We start from the raw sequence: 14,767 nt of genomic DNA, 5'->3' as shown, positions 1-14,767 counted from the left end.
GGGATAGGTTAGGAAGAACGCATAACAACGATGGCGATGAAAAAGTTGCTCATAGCGTCGCTGCTGTTTGGCAGCGCCACCGTATACGGTGCAGACGGGTTCGTAGTGAAAGACATTCATTTCGAAGGCCTGCAGCGAGTTGCCGTCGGTGCGGCGTTACTCAACATGCCGGTTCGCGTCGGCGATACCGTCACTGACGATGACATCAGTAATACCATTCGTGCCTTGTTTGCCACCGGCAACTTCGAGGACGTGCGCGTACTGCGCGATGGTAATACCTTGATCGTGCAGGTGAAGGAACGTCCTACCATCGCCAGCATCACTTTCTCCGGCAACAAGTCGGTGAAGGATGACATGCTCAAGCAAAACCTGGAAGCTTCCGGCGTCCGGGTGGGCGAGGCGCTCGACCGCACCACGATTTCCAGCATTGAAAAAGGGCTGGAAGACTTCTATTACAGCGTCGGTAAATACAGCGCCTCGGTGAAAGCCGTGGTCACGCCGTTGCCGCGCAACCGTGTCGACCTGAAGCTGGTGTTCACGGAAGGGGTCTCCGCCAAGATTCAACAAATCAACATCGTCGGCAACCACGCCTTCACCAACGACGAACTGATCTCGCGCTTCCAGCTGCGTGATGAAGTGCCGTGGTGGAACCTGGTCGGCGATCGCAAATACCAGAAGCAAAAACTGGCGGGCGATCTCGAAACCCTGCGCAGCTTCTATCTGGATCGCGGCTATGCCCGCTTTAATATCGATTCTACCCAGGTGAGCCTGACGCCGGATAAAAAAGGCATCTATATCACCATCAACATCACCGAAGGCGATCAGTACAAGCTTTCTGATGTTGTCGTGAACGGCAACCTGGCCGGCCATTCGGCGGAAGTCGCTCAGATCACCAAAATCGAGCCGGGCGAGCTGTATAACGGCAGCAAAGTGACCAAAATGGAAGACAACATCAAAACGATGTTGGGCCGTTATGGTTACGCCTACCCGCGCGTCGGCACCCAGCCGGAGATCAATGACGCGGATAAAACCGTCAAGCTGCACGTCAATGTTGACGCGGGCAACCGTTTCTACGTGCGCCGCATCAAGTTCGAAGGCAACGACACCAGCAAGGATTCCGTACTGCGTCGCGAAATGCGCCAGATGGAAGGCGCCTGGCTCGGCAACGAGCAGGTCGAGCAGGGCAAGGAGCGTTTGAACCGCCTGGGCTACTTCGAAACGGTCGATGTGGAAACCCAGCGCGTGCCGGGCACTGCCGATCAGGTCGACGTGACCTACAAGGTGAAAGAACGCAACACCGGTACCTTTAACTTCGGCGTCGGTTACGGCACCGAGAGCGGCGTCAGCTTCCAGGCCGGCGTGCAGCAGGATAACTGGTTGGGTACCGGCTACTCGGTCGGCATCAGCGGCACCAAGAACGATTACCAGACGTATACCGAATTCTCGGTCACCAACCCGTACTTCACCGTTGACGGTGTGAGCCTGGGCGGCCGCGTCTTCTACAACGACTTTAAAGCGGATAATGCGGACCTGTCCGACTACACCAACAAGAGTTACGGTGTTGACGGCACGCTGGGCTTCCCGATCAACGAAAACAACTCGTTGCGCACCGGTCTGGGCTATGTCCACAACGGCCTGTCGAACATGCAGCCGCAGATCGCCATGTGGCGTTATCTCGACTCTATGGGCGTGGATGCGAACAAGACCGACCGCGCCAGCTACTCGACGGACGACTTTACCCTGAACCTGGGCTGGACCTACAACAACCTGGACCGTGGCTACTTCCCGACTTCGGGTAACCGCACCACGTTGAACGGCAAGGTCACCATTCCGGGCTCGGACAACGAATACTACAAGGTGACGCTGGACAGCGTACAGTACGTGCCGATCAACGACGACCGCACCTGGGTGCTGTTGGGTCGCGGCCGTCTGGGTTACGCGGATGGGCTGGGCGGCAAGGAAATGCCGTTCTACGAGAACTTCTACGCCGGTGGTTCGAGCACCGTGCGTGGCTTCCAGTCCAACACCATTGGTCCGAAGGCGGTGTACTACAACTCCAATTCGTACCAGTGCCAGTTCAACGCCGGCAGCACCACCGATCGTCAGAGCATCTGTGGTTCGGATGACGCGGTGGGTGGTAACGCCATGGCGGTCGCCAGCCTGGAGTTGATCACCCCAACGCCGTTCATCAGCGAGAAATACGCCAACTCGGTGCGTACGTCGCTGTTCATCGATGCGGGTACCGTGTGGGATACCAAGTGGAAGAATACCAACGAGACGCTGATGTACGGCGTGCCGGACTACAGCAAGGCCAGCAATATTCGTTCTTCCGCCGGTATCGCGCTGCAGTGGATGTCGCCATTGGGGCCATTGGTGTTCTCTTACGCCAACCCGATCAAGAAATACGAAGGCGACAAGTCCGAACAGTTCCAGTTTAACATCGGTAAGACCTGGTAACGGGTCTCGCCTCTGGGCATAACAGTTATTAAGAATCGCAATGGCCAGGCGCCCGCCGGCAGAGGGAGATGATTCTCATTGTTTGGTGGGACAAGTCTGGCAAATTGTGTACTTCAGTGTCATATGACACAAATGGGTGATGGTAAGGAGTTTATAGTGAAAAAGTGGTTGTGTGCCGCAGGCCTCGGTTTAGCAATGGCTGCTTCAGCTGGCGTTCAGGCAGCAGATAAGATCGCTGTCGTTAACGTCTCCAGCATTTTCCAACAGCTGCCGGCCCGCGAAGCGGTCGCTAAACAGCTGGAAAACGAGTTTAAAGGCCGTGCAAGCGAACTCCAGAACATGGAACGTAGCCTGCAGACCAAAATGCAACGTCTGCAGCGTGACGGCGCTACCATGAAAGCCAGCGACCGCAGCAAGTTGGAAAAAGACGTGATGGCGCAGCGCGAGCAGTTCTCTCAGAAAGCCCAGGCTTTCGAGCAGGACAACCGTCGTCGCCAGATGGAAGAGCGTAACAAGATCCTGAGCCGCATTCAGGACGCGGTGAAATCTGTCGCGAGCAAAGGCGGTTATGACGTGGTGATCGACGCCAACGCCGTTGCCTATGCAGACTCTTCCAAAGATATCACTGCTGACGTGCTGAAACAGGTTAAATAACACATGCTTTCAATTCGACTGGCTGATTTAGCGCAGCAGTTGGATGCACAATTGCACGGTGATGGCGATCTCGTCATCACCGGCATTGCTTCTATGCATTCGGCACAGCCTGGCCAAATCACGTTTTTGTCAAACAGCCGCTATCAAGAGCAGCTGTCTTCCTGCCAGGCAAGCGCCGTGGTGCTTACCGAAGCGGATTTACCACACTGCCGTGCTGCGGCGCTGGTGGTTAAGAACCCTTACCTGACCTATGCGCGCATGGCGCAGCTGATGGACACCACGCCGTCGCCGGCTCAGGATATCGCGCCAAGCGCGGTGATCTCGCCTGAAGCGCAGCTGGGGCAGAACGTCGCCATTGGGGCGAACGCGGTGATCGAGTCGGGTGCGGTGCTTGGCGATAACGTGGTTATCGGCCCGGGCTGCTTCATCGGCAAACACGCACGCATCGGCGCGGGAACGCGTCTGTGGGCGAACGTAACGATTTATCATGCGGTCGAAATCGGCCAGCGCTGCCTGATTCAGTCGGGCACCGTGATCGGCGCAGACGGTTTCGGCTATGCGAATGAGCGCGGCGAGTGGATCAAGATCCCTCAGTTGGGCACGGTGATTATCGGCGATCGCGTCGAAATCGGCGCTTGCACCACCATTGACCGCGGCGCTTTGGATAACACCCAAATCGGGAATGGTGTTATCATCGACAACCAATGCCAGATTGCACATAACGTCGTGATTGGCGACAATACCGCCGTCGCCGGCGGTGTGATCATGGCCGGCAGCCTGAAAATCGGCCGCTATTGCCAGATTGGCGGCGCCAGCGTGATCAACGGTCACATGGAAATTGCCGATAAGGTTGTTGTTACCGGAATGGGAATGGTTATGCGACCAATCACCGAACCTGGGGTATACTCTTCGGGCATTCCGTTGCAGCCTAACAAGGTTTGGCGTAAAACCGCTGCGTTGGTAATGAATATCGATGAGATCAGCAAGCGCTTGAAAGCTGTCGAACGTAAAGTCGGAAAAGACTAGTCATTGCCGCCCGCCCTGGCGGGTACAAAACGAAACGCGTTGGTCGTGAGACCAAAAGCGCAAAGAGATGTTAATTTGCGGCCTGCATGATGATCTCCTTTTGGGGTCAGCGCAGGCCGTGTTGTTGATGCCATCAGTTTTTAGAGACAGGAAGAGTATTTTGACTACTGACACTCATACTCTGGATATTGCAGAAATTTTGGATCTGCTTCCTCACCGTTACCCGTTCTTGCTGGTCGACCGCGTCCTCGAGTTTGAAGAGCACAAATATCTGCGTGCGGTGAAGAACGTATCGGTGAATGAACCGTTTTTCCAGGGCCACTTCCCTGGCAAACCGATTTTCCCAGGCGTATTGATCCTGGAAGCCATGGCGCAGGCCACCGGCATCCTGGCGTTTAAAAGCGTCGGCAAACTGGAACCGGGCGAACTGTATTACTTCGCCGGTATCGACGAAGCTCGCTTCAAGCGCCCTGTGGTGCCAGGCGATCAGATGGTCATGGAAGTCACCTTCGAGAAAACTCGCCGCGGTCTGACTCGCTTCAAAGGCGTCGCGACCGTTGACGGTAAAATTGTCTGCGAAGCAACCATGATGTGTGCCCGCAGCCGGGAGGCTTAATCCGTGATTGACCAAACCGCCTTTATCCATCCTAGCGCGATAGTCGAAGAAGGCGCCGTGATTGGCGCCGGCGTGCATATCGGCCCTTTCTGCTACGTCGGCTCCCAGGTGGAAATCGGCGCCGGCACGGTGCTGAAATCCCACGTGGTGGTGAACGGCATTACCAAGATTGGCCGCGATAACCAGATTTATCAGTTCGCCTCTATCGGCGAAGTGAATCAGGATCTGAAATACGCGGGCGAGCCGACGCGTGTGGAAGTGGGCGATCGCAATCGCATCCGCGAAAGCGTCACCATTCACCGCGGCACCGCGCAGGGCACCGGCCTGACCAAAGTGGGTAATGACAACCTGCTGATGGTCAACGTGCACGTCGCCCACGACTGCGTGGTTGGCAATTCTTGCGTGCTGGCCAACAACGCCACGCTGGCGGGGCATGTGGAAATCGACGATCACGCCATCATCGGCGGCATGACCGCGATCCACCAGTTCTGCATTATCGGCGCGCATGTGATGGTAGGCGGTTGTTCCGGTGTCGCTCAGGACGTGCCTCCTTTCGTCATCGCTCAGGGCAACCACGCTACGCCGTTCGGCGTCAACGCGGTCGGCCTCAAGCGCCGCGGTTTTGACAAGGATGAAATGCAGGCGATCCGTAACGCCTACAAAATCCTGTATCGCAGCGAAAAAACGCTGGATGAAGCGAAAACGGAAATCGAAGCCCTGGCCAAAGAGCAGCCGGTGGTGCAGCAATACCTCGATTTCTTCACCCGTTCTACCCGTGGCATCATTCGCTGAGTTATGTCGAATCGTCCATTGACTATCGGATTGGTCGCCGGAGAAACCTCCGGTGACATTCTCGGCGCCGGTTTGATCCGTGCGCTCAAGGCGCAGATCCCCGACGCGCGTTTCGTTGGCGTCGCCGGCCCGCTGATGCAGGCCGAAGGGTGCGAAGCCTGGTACGAAATGGAAGAGCTGGCGGTAATGGGCGTGGTGGAAGTGCTCGAGCGCTTGCCACGCCTGTTGAAGATCCGCAAGGATCTCACCCGCCGCTTCGGTGAGCTGCGGCCGGACGTGTTTGTCGGCATCGACGCGCCGGACTTCAACATCACGCTGGAAGGCCGCCTCAAGCAGCGCGGCATTCGCACCATCCACTATGTCAGCCCTTCCGTGTGGGCCTGGCGACAAAAGCGCGTTTTCAAAATAGGCAAAGCCACCGATTTGGTGCTGGCCTTTCTCCCTTTCGAAAAAGCGTTTTACGATCGTTTCAACGTCCCCTGCCGGTTTATCGGTCACACCATGGCGGACGCCATGCCGCTGCAGCCCGATCGCTTTGCGGCGCGCGCTCAGCTTGGCATCGCTCCGCAGGCGCGCTGTTTGGCCTTGTTGCCGGGCAGCCGCGGCGCCGAAGTCGAGATGCTGAGCGCCGACTTCCTCAAAACCGCGCAGCTGCTGCGCACGCGTTATCCCGAGCTGGAAGTGGTGGTGCCGCTGGTCAACGCCAAACGGCGTGAGCAGTTTGAGCGCATCAAGGCCGAAGTGGCGCCGGATCTGACCGTACACCTGCTGAATGGACAGGGGCGTGAAGCGATGATCGCCAGCGACGCGGCGCTGCTGGCATCCGGCACGGCGGCGCTGGAATGCATGCTGGCCAAGTGCCCGATGGTCGTGGGCTATCGCATGAAGCCGTTCACTTTCTGGTTGGCGCAGAAGCTGGTGAAAACGCCTTATGTCTCGCTGCCGAATCTGCTGGCGGGGCGGGAGATCGTCACCGAACTGCTGCAGCATGACTGTGTCCCGGACAAACTGGCCGCCGCTGTGATGCCGCTGCTGGAAGAGAGCCCGGAAACCGACGCGCTGAAACAGACTTTCCTTACCTTGCACCAAAGCATCCGTTGCGGTGCGGACGAACAGGCAGCTCAGGCTGTGTTGGAGCTGGCGAAAGCATGATTGAACCCTTTATCTATCCCGCTGCCACGCTGATTGCCGGTGTGGACGAAGTGGGCCGCGGCCCGTTGGTCGGCGCAGTGGTCACCGCCGCCGTGATCCTCGATCCGGCGCAGCCGATCGTCGGGCTGGCGGACTCCAAAAAGCTCAGTGAAAAACGCCGGCTGGCGCTGTATGACGAAATCGTCGCCAAAGCGCTCTCCTGGAGCCTGGGGCGCGCCGAACCGGCGGAAATCGACCAACTGAACATTTTGCACGCCACCATGTTGGCGATGCAGCGCGCGGTGGCCGGGTTGCATATCGCGCCGGACATGGTTTTAATCGACGGTAACCGTTGCCCGAGTTTGCCGATGCGTTCGCAGGCGGTGGTGAAGGGCGACAGCCGCGTGGCGGAGATCAGCGCGGCGTCCATTCTGGCGAAGGTCACGCGCGATCGCGAAATGGCCGAGCTGGACCGCGAGTTCCCGGACTACGGTTTCGCGCAGCATAAAGGCTACCCGACCGCCTTCCACCTGGAGCGGCTGGCCGCGCTGGGCGCCACCGAGCATCATCGCCGCAGCTTCGCGCCGGTGAAAAGGGCGCTCGCGCTGTAGCCTGCGAGCCTGACCGCTCGACGATAGCATTAACCCGGGCTCAGCACGCTGAGCCCCTTCAATCAGGTATCTGGAGATGGCCGAACCTCGTTTTATTCACCTGCGCGTCCACAGTGACTACTCCATGATTGATGGATTGGCCAAGACGGCGCCGCTGGTGAAAAGAGCCGCCGCGTTAGCCATGCCTGCTCTGGCAATCACCGATTTCACCAACCTGTGTGGGCTGGTGAAGTTCTACGGCAGCGCGCACGGCGCCGGGATCAAACCGATCATCGGCGCGGATTTCCATGTGCAAAGCGAAGTCTTGGGCGACGAACTCGCTCAGCTGACGGTGCTGGCCAGCAACAACGAAGGCTACCAGAACCTGACGCTGCTGATTTCCCGCGCCTATCAGCGCGGCTACGGCGCCGCCGGCCCGATCATCGATCGCGACTGGCTGATTGAACATCGCGAAGGGCTGATCCTGCTTTCCGGCGCGCGTCAGGGCGACGTCGGCAAGTTTCTGCTGCGCGGCAACCAGGCGCAGGTGGATCAGTGTCTGGATTTCTACCAGCAATATTTCCCGGACTGCTACTACTTGGAGTTGATCCGCACCGGCCGCCCGGACGAAGAGAACTATCTGCATGCGGCGGTGGCGCTGGCCACCGAGCGCGGTTTGCCGGTGGTGGCCACCAACGACGTGCGTTTCCTGGTGGAAGATGACTTCGACGCTCATGAGATCCGCGTCGCCATCCACGACGGCTTTACGCTGGACGATCCCAAGCGGCCGCGCAACTACAGCCCGCAACAATACATGCGCAGCGAAGACGAGATGTGCGAGCTGTTCGCCGACATCCCGGAAGCGCTGCTGAACAGCGTCGAAATCGCCAAGCGCTGTAACGTCACCATTCGCCTCGGCGAGTACTTCCTGCCGCAGTTCCCGACTGGCGATATGAGCACCGAGGACTTCCTGGTACTCAAATCGAAAGAGGGGCTGGAAGAGCGCCTCGAGTTCCTGTTCCCCGATCCTGAAGTGCGCGCGCAGCGCCGCCCGGAATACGACGAGCGTCTGGACGTCGAGCTGAAAGTGATCAACCAGATGGGGTTCCCCGGCTACTTCCTGATCGTGATGGAATTTATCCAGTGGTCGAAGGACAACAACGTGCCGGTGGGCCCAGGGCGAGGCTCCGGTGCCGGCTCGCTGGTGGCCTATGCGTTGAAAATCACCGACCTCGATCCGCTGGAATTCGACCTGCTGTTTGAACGCTTCCTGAACCCGGAACGTGTCTCGATGCCCGACTTCGACGTCGACTTCTGCATGGAGAAGCGCGATCAGGTGATCGAGCACGTGGCGGAGATGTACGGCCGCGAAGCGGTATCGCAGATCATCACCTTCGGCACCATGGCGGCGAAAGCGGTTATCCGCGACGTAGGCCGCGTGTTGGGGCACCCGTACGGGTTCGTCGATCGCATCTCCAAACTGGTGCCGCCGGATCCGGGCATGACGCTGGAGAAAGCCTTCGCCGCCGAACCGCAGCTGCCGGAAATTTACGAGGCCGACGAAGAGGTCAAGGCGCTGATCGACATGGCGCGCAAGCTGGAAGGGGTGACGCGCAACGCCGGTAAACACGCCGGTGGCGTGGTGATCGCGCCGACCAAGATCACCGACTTCGCGCCGCTGTACTGCGATGCCGAAGGGAACCACCCGGTGACCCAGTTCGACAAGAACGACGTGGAATACGCCGGGCTGGTGAAGTTCGACTTCCTCGGTCTGCGCACCCTTACCATCATCGACTGGGCGCTGGAGATGATCAATGCCCGGCGCGCCAAGACTGGGCTGGAACCGATCGACATCGCCGCCATCCCGCTCGACGACAAGAAAAGCTTCGACATGCTGCAGCGTTCGGAAACCACGGCGGTGTTCCAGCTTGAATCGCGCGGCATGAAAGATTTGATCAAACGTCTGAAGCCCGACTGCTTCGAAGACATGATCGCACTGGTGGCGCTGTTCCGTCCGGGGCCGCTGCAGTCGGGCATGGTGGATAACTTCATCGACCGCAAACACGGCCGCGAAGAGATCTCCTACCCGGACATTCAGTGGCAGCATGAGTCGCTCAAGCCGGTGCTGGAACCGACCTACGGCATCATCCTGTATCAGGAACAGGTGATGCAGATTGCCCAGGTGCTGGCCGGCTATACGCTGGGCGGCGCGGACATGCTGCGCCGTGCGATGGGTAAAAAGAACCCGGTCGAAATGGCCAAGCAGCGCGGCGGCTTTGAAGACGGCGCCAAAGCGCGCGGCATCGACGGCGAACTGTCGGTGAAAATCTTCGACCTGGTGGAGAAATTCGCCGGTTATGGCTTCAACAAATCGCACTCTGCCGCCTACGCGCTGGTGTCGTATCAGACGCTGTGGCTGAAGGCGCACTATCCGGCCGAGTTTATGGCGGCGGTGATGACCGCCGATATGGACAACACCGACAAAGTGGTGGGGCTGGTGGACGAATGCTGGCGCATGGGGCTAAAGATCCTGCCGCCGGACATCAACAGCGGCCTGTATCACTTCCACGTCAATGACGATGGCGAGATCGTTTACGGCATCGGCGCCATCAAGGGCGTGGGGGAAGGGCCGATCGAAGCCATTATCGAAGCGCGCAACAGCGGCGAACAAGGTTATTTCAAAGACCTGTTCGATCTCTGCGCGCGCTCCGACATCAAGAAACTGAACCGCCGCATTCTGGAAAAACTGATCATGTCCGGGGCGTTCGATCGCCTTGGGCCACACCGCGCCGCGCTGATGAATTCGCTCGGCGACGCGTTGAAAGCGGCGGATCAGCATGCGAAAGCCGAAGCTATCGGCCAGGTGGACATGTTTGGCGTGCTGGCGGAAGCGCCGGAGCAGGTGGAGCAATCCTACGCCAACATCGCGCCCTGGCCGGAGCAGGTGGTGTTGGACGGTGAACGGGAAACGCTGGGGCTGTACCTGACCGGCCACCCGATCACCCAATACCTCAAGGAGATCGAACGTTACGCCGGTGGCCAGCGTTTGAAAGACATGCACCCGACGGATCGGGGCAAAATGACTACCGCCGTCGGGTTGGTGGTCGCCGCGCGGGTGATGGTGACCAAGCGCGGCAACCGCATCGGCATCTGTACGCTGGATGACCGTTCGGGCCGTCTGGAAGTGATGCTATTCACAGAAGCGTTAGAAAAATACCAGCATTTGTTGGAAAAAGACCGTATCCTTATCGCCAGTGGACAGGTCAGCTTTGATGACTTTAGCGGCGGGCTTAAAATGATGGCCCGCGAGGTAATGGACATCAGTGAAGCCCGGGAAAAATACGCTCGCGGGCTTGCTATCTCGCTGACTGACAGGCAAATTGATGACCAGCTTTTGAACCGTCTCCGTCAGTCGTTGGAACCCCATCGCTCGGGGACGATTCCAGTGCATCTCTACTATCAACGGGAAGATGCGCGAGCCAAGCTGCGTTTTGGCGCAACCTGGCGCGTGACGCCCACCGACCGCTTGTTGATAGACTTGCGGACGTTGGTAGGCAATGAGCAGGTGGACTTGGAATTTGACTAAAATAGGAATGCTATGAGTCTGAATTTTCTTGATTTTGAACAGCCGATTGCAGAGCTGGAAGCGAAAATTGACTCGCTGACTGCAGTCAGCCGTCAAGACGAAAAATTAGATATTAATCTGGACGAAGAGGTTCAGCGCCTGCGTGAAAAGAGCGTTGAGCTGACGCGCAAGATTTTTGCCGATCTTGGGGCCTGGCAGATTGCCCAATTGGCACGCCACCCGCGCCGTCCTTATACCCTGGATTATATCAAACACATCTTTACCGACTTCGAAGAGTTGGCGGGCGATCGCGCTTACGCCGACGACAAAGCGATCGTCGGGGGGATTGCGCGCCTGGATGGCCGCCCGGTGATGATCATCGGGCACCAGAAAGGCCGTGAGACCAAAGAGAAGATCCGCCGTAACTTCGGCATGCCGGCGCCGGAAGGCTACCGGAAGGCGCTGCGCCTGATGGAAATGGCCGCCCGCTTCAAAATGCCGATCATCACCTTTATCGATACCCCGGGCGCTTATCCGGGCGTGGGCGCGGAAGAACGCGGCCAGTCGGAAGCCATCGCGCGCAACCTGCGTGAGATGTCGCGTCTGAACGTACCGGTCATCTGCACCGTCATCGGTGAAGGCGGCTCGGGCGGCGCGCTGGCGATCGGCGTGGGCGACAAGGTGAACATGCTGCAGTACAGCACCTACTCGGTGATTTCGCCGGAAGGCTGCGCCTCCATCCTGTGGAAGAGCGCCGACAAGGCGCCGCTGGCTGCGGAAGCGATGGGCATCACCGCGCCGCGTCTGAAAGAGCTGAAGCTGATCGACTCGGTGATCCCGGAGCCGCTGGGTTCCGCGCACCGCGACGTGCCGGCGATGGCCGCCGCGCTGAAAGCGCAGCTGCTGGCCGATCTGAAAGATCTGGATGGCCTGAACGACGAAGAGTTGCTCAACCGCCGTTACCAGCGTCTGATGAACTACGGCTACTGCTGATTATTTCAGCCATTAGCCATCAGCCGGTCCGTGAAAACGGGCCGGCTTTTTTATGCGCGCCAGATGGGCAAGACCCATGCGCTATTGTTGTCGCTGTTCGCGTTTTTCCAGTTCTGTTTGCAAATACTGCAGATGCTTTTGCATTGCCTCCTGCACCGGGGGCGGCTTGCGGGTGAGCCGAGAATGACTCAGGGATGAAAACAACAGTATGAGGTAGACGAACGCCAGTATAATCAAGGCAGCAAGAAACACGTAAACGGTAATCACCAGCCAGAACCAGAAGGGATCGCTGGAGAGGGAGTAGTCTTTGTGGTATTGGTGCCATCTGATTGACACGAATCCCACGTCAAATGCCCGGAACACGCGGCTGATCGAAGAATACGACAGCCAGGCTCCCAACGGCAGGCCGATTAGCAGGAAGAGCCAGAACAGCTTTACCTCGTGCCGCCGCCGTTCGAACAAGAAGAGGTCGATCTTTCTTTGCTGGTTACGGCAGTCCTGGCGCAACTGAGCAATTTCTTGCTGAAGGCGTTGCTGCGGCGAAATGGCGGATGATTTTTTACTCATGCTCTGATATTACCCCCGCGAGCGAATGTTTGGCAACGAGCGGAACGGGCAAGGCTTTCGTTCCCCCGATAGGCGGTTGTTCATACCGATATTTCGTGTTGTGATAGGGGTTTAGCCGTTAACTGACAGGAGCTGCCGATGAATATCATCGCCATCATGGGCCCGACGGGCGTCTACTACAAAGATGAGCCGATCCGCGAGCTCCATGCGGCGCTGGGCGCGATGGGGTTCCAGCTGGTGTACCCCAAAAACAGCGGTGACCTGCTGAAGCTGATCGAAGCCAATGCCCGCATCTGCGGCGTGATCTTCGACTGGGACGATTACAGCCTGGAGCTGTGCAGCGAGATCAACGAGCTAAACGAATACCTGCCGCTGTACGCCTTTATCAATACCCACTCCACCTTCGACGTCAGCCTGCATGAAATGCGCATGGTGCTCTATTTCTTCGAGTATGGCCTGAATGCGGCGGACGATATCGCGCAGCGCATCCAGCAGTACACGGCGGAATACATCGACACCATTACGCCGCCGCTGACCAAGGCGCTGTTCAACTACGTGCGCGAAGGCAAGTATACCTTTTGCACGCCGGGCCACATGGCCGGCACCGCGTTCCAGAAAAGCCCGGTGGGCTGCCTGTTCTATGACTTCTTCGGCGCCAATACCCTGAAGGCCGACATCTCGATTTCGGTCACCGAGCTCGGGTCGCTGCTGGATCACACCGGCCCGCATTTGGAGGCCGAAGAGTACATCGCGCGCACCTTCAATGCCGAGCAGAGCTATCTGGTCACCAACGGCACCTCCACCGCCAACAAGATCGTCGGCATGTATTCGGCGCCGGCGGGCAGCACGGTGCTGATCGACCGCAACTGCCACAAATCGCTGTGTCACCTGCTGATGATGAGCGATATTGTGCCGATCTATCTGCGCCCGCTGCGCAACGCCTACGGCATCCTCGGCGGTATTCCGCAGCGCGAGTTTACCCGCGCCAGCATCGCCGCCCGGGTGCAGGAGACCCCGAACGCCACCTGGCCGGTGCATGCGGTGATCACCAATTCCACCTATGACGGCCTGCTGTACAACACCGACTACATCAAGCAGACGCTGGAAGTGCCATCGATCCACTTCGACTCCGCCTGGGTGCCTTACACCAACTTCCATCCGATTTACGACGGCAAGAGCGGCATGAGCGGCGATCGGGTGCCCGGCAAGGTTTTCTACGAAACCCAATCCACCCACAAGCTGCTGGCGGCCTTCTCGCAGGCCTCGATGATTCATATCAAGGGCGACTACGACGAGAGCACCTTCAACGAAGCCTACATGATGCACACCACCACTTCGCCGCACTACGGCATCGTGGCGTCGATGGAAACCGCCGCCGCCATGCTGCGCGGCAATCCGGGGCGCCGCTTGATCAACCGTTCGGTGGAGCGCGCGCTGCATTTTCGCCGTGAAGTGCAGCGGCTGCGCGAGGAAAGCGACAGCTGGTTCTTCGATATCTGGCAGCCGGAAGAGATCGATGAAGCGCAGTGCTGGCCGCTGGATCCGGACGATAACTGGCACGGTTTCGGCCAGACCGATCGCGATCATATGTATCTCGATCCGATCAAGGTGACGATCCTGACGCCGGGCATGAATGAGCTGGGGGCGCTGGAGGAAGAGGGGATCCCGGCGGCGCTGGTGGCGAAGTACCTCGACGAGCGCGGCATCGTGGTGGAGAAGACCGGGCCGTACAACCTGCTGTTCCTGTTCAGCATCGGCATCGATAAAACCAAGGCGATGAGCCTGCTGCGCGGCCTGACCGACTTCAAGCGAGCCTACGATCTCAACCTGCGGGTGAAGAACATGCTGCCGGATCTGTACGCCGAGGATCCGGATTTCTATCGCCATATGCGCATCCAGGATCTGGCCGCCGGTATTCATCGCCTGATCTGCCAACACGATCTGCCGCGCCTGATGCAGCGGGCGTTTGACGTGCTGCCGGAAATGAAGCTGACGCCGCACCAGATGTTCCAGGAGCAGGTGCGCGGCAATGTGGAAACCTGCGAGCTGGATCAGTTGGTGGGCAAAGTGGCGGCCAATATGATCCTGCCTTATCCGCCAGGCGTGCCGCTGGTGATGCCGGGGGAAATGATCACCGAAGAGAGCCGGGCGGTGCTCGATTTCCTGCTGATGCTGTGCTCTATCGGCGAGCGCTATCCCGGTTTTGAAACCGACATCCACGGCGCCAAGCTGACGGAGGACGGACGCTATCTGGTGAAGGTGCTGAAAGCCCCACAGCCATAAGGCCATAATGCGCCCGGCGGTTTGGAAAGATGCGCCGGGCTTCCTCATTGACGGCCTCATCGCCGCCGGATACCGTGCACCATCAGAATGAAC

The 14,767-nt window shown here is 58.6% G+C and carries 11 protein-coding genes; 10 read left to right on the top strand and 1 reads right to left on the bottom strand.

All coding sequences use genetic code 11. The features are described 5' to 3' along the window. The first annotated feature begins 30 nt into the window (after window positions 1-30). From bamA to accA, 9 genes are all read left to right on the top strand, one after another. Window positions 31-2,457: an outer membrane protein assembly factor BamA gene (bamA, locus tag IMX17_RS19890; RefSeq protein WP_033652498.1), complete on the top strand. Its 2,427-nt coding sequence runs from the start codon at window positions 31-33 to the stop codon at window positions 2,455-2,457. Between the two features lie 156 nt (window positions 2,458-2,613). Next, window positions 2,614-3,111: a molecular chaperone Skp gene (gene skp, locus IMX17_RS19885; RefSeq protein WP_004931958.1), complete on the top strand. Its 498-nt coding sequence runs from the start codon at window positions 2,614-2,616 to the stop codon at window positions 3,109-3,111. Window positions 3,112-3,114: 3 nt separating this feature from the next. After that, entirely contained in the window at window positions 3,115-4,137 is a 1,023-nt protein-coding gene (gene lpxD / locus IMX17_RS19880) for a UDP-3-O-(3-hydroxymyristoyl)glucosamine N-acyltransferase (protein ID WP_025304030.1), read from the top strand. 160 nt (window positions 4,138-4,297) lie between these two features. Further along, the gene (fabZ, locus tag IMX17_RS19875) at window positions 4,298-4,753 is read left to right on the top strand and encodes a 3-hydroxyacyl-ACP dehydratase FabZ (protein WP_004931962.1); all 456 of its coding nucleotides are present in this window, start codon (window positions 4,298-4,300) and stop codon (window positions 4,751-4,753) included. A gap of 3 nt (window positions 4,754-4,756) precedes the next feature. After that, complete coding sequence (gene lpxA, locus IMX17_RS19870) at window positions 4,757-5,545, top strand: acyl-ACP--UDP-N-acetylglucosamine O-acyltransferase (protein WP_046899065.1); 789 nt, start codon at window positions 4,757-4,759, stop codon at window positions 5,543-5,545. Between the two features lie 3 nt (window positions 5,546-5,548). Continuing rightward, window positions 5,549-6,697, top strand: a complete 1,149-nt coding sequence (gene lpxB / locus IMX17_RS19865; protein WP_193550153.1) for a lipid-A-disaccharide synthase — start codon at window positions 5,549-5,551, stop codon at window positions 6,695-6,697. Further along, window positions 6,694-7,287, top strand: coding sequence for a ribonuclease HII (gene rnhB / locus IMX17_RS19860; protein WP_046899066.1), 594 nt, complete (start codon window positions 6,694-6,696; stop codon window positions 7,285-7,287). The genes lpxB and rnhB overlap by 4 nt, the downstream gene beginning before the upstream one ends. 76 nt (window positions 7,288-7,363) lie before the next feature. Beyond that, window positions 7,364-10,852, top strand: a complete 3,489-nt coding sequence (gene dnaE, locus IMX17_RS19855) for a DNA polymerase III subunit alpha (protein ID WP_033652500.1) — start codon at window positions 7,364-7,366, stop codon at window positions 10,850-10,852. A 12-nt stretch (window positions 10,853-10,864) separates the two neighbouring features. Next, window positions 10,865-11,824, top strand: coding sequence for an acetyl-CoA carboxylase carboxyl transferase subunit alpha (gene accA / locus IMX17_RS19850; protein WP_004931972.1), 960 nt, complete (start codon window positions 10,865-10,867; stop codon window positions 11,822-11,824). A gap of 81 nt (window positions 11,825-11,905) precedes the next feature. Here accA and IMX17_RS19845 read toward each other — a convergent pair whose 3' ends face one another. Next, window positions 11,906-12,391, bottom strand: coding sequence for a hypothetical protein (locus IMX17_RS19845; RefSeq protein WP_193550152.1), 486 nt, complete (start codon window positions 12,389-12,391; stop codon window positions 11,906-11,908). Between the two features lie 138 nt (window positions 12,392-12,529). Between IMX17_RS19845 and IMX17_RS19840 the strand changes: the two genes are divergently transcribed. Then, complete coding sequence (locus tag IMX17_RS19840; protein ID WP_042785262.1) at window positions 12,530-14,674, top strand: lysine decarboxylase LdcC; 2,145 nt, start codon at window positions 12,530-12,532, stop codon at window positions 14,672-14,674. The last annotated feature ends 93 nt before the right edge of the window (window positions 14,675-14,767 follow it).

The organism is Serratia sp. X3 (assembly GCF_014982455.1).
Lineage (GTDB): Bacteria > Pseudomonadota > Gammaproteobacteria > Enterobacterales > Enterobacteriaceae > Serratia > Serratia ureilytica.
This window is presented reverse-complemented; position numbering and strand designations above follow the sequence as displayed.

Excerpts from the sequence above, each read along its gene's own strand:
- dnaE (WP_033652500.1), top strand. The coding sequence starts at position 7,364 with ATGGCCGAACCTCGTTTTATTCACCTGCGCGTCCACAGTGACTACTCC.
- bamA (WP_033652498.1), top strand. The coding sequence starts at position 31 with ATGGCGATGAAAAAGTTGCTCATAGCGTCGCTGCTGTTTGGCAGCGCC.
- lpxD (WP_025304030.1), top strand. The coding sequence starts at position 3,115 with ATGCTTTCAATTCGACTGGCTGATTTAGCGCAGCAGTTGGATGCACAA.
- IMX17_RS19845 (WP_193550152.1), bottom strand. The coding sequence starts at position 12,391 with ATGAGTAAAAAATCATCCGCCATTTCGCCGCAGCAACGCCTTCAGCAA.
- lpxB (WP_193550153.1), top strand. The coding sequence starts at position 5,549 with ATGTCGAATCGTCCATTGACTATCGGATTGGTCGCCGGAGAAACCTCC.
- rnhB (WP_046899066.1), top strand. The coding sequence starts at position 6,694 with ATGATTGAACCCTTTATCTATCCCGCTGCCACGCTGATTGCCGGTGTG.
- accA (WP_004931972.1), top strand. The coding sequence starts at position 10,865 with ATGAGTCTGAATTTTCTTGATTTTGAACAGCCGATTGCAGAGCTGGAA.
- IMX17_RS19840 (WP_042785262.1), top strand. The coding sequence starts at position 12,530 with ATGAATATCATCGCCATCATGGGCCCGACGGGCGTCTACTACAAAGAT.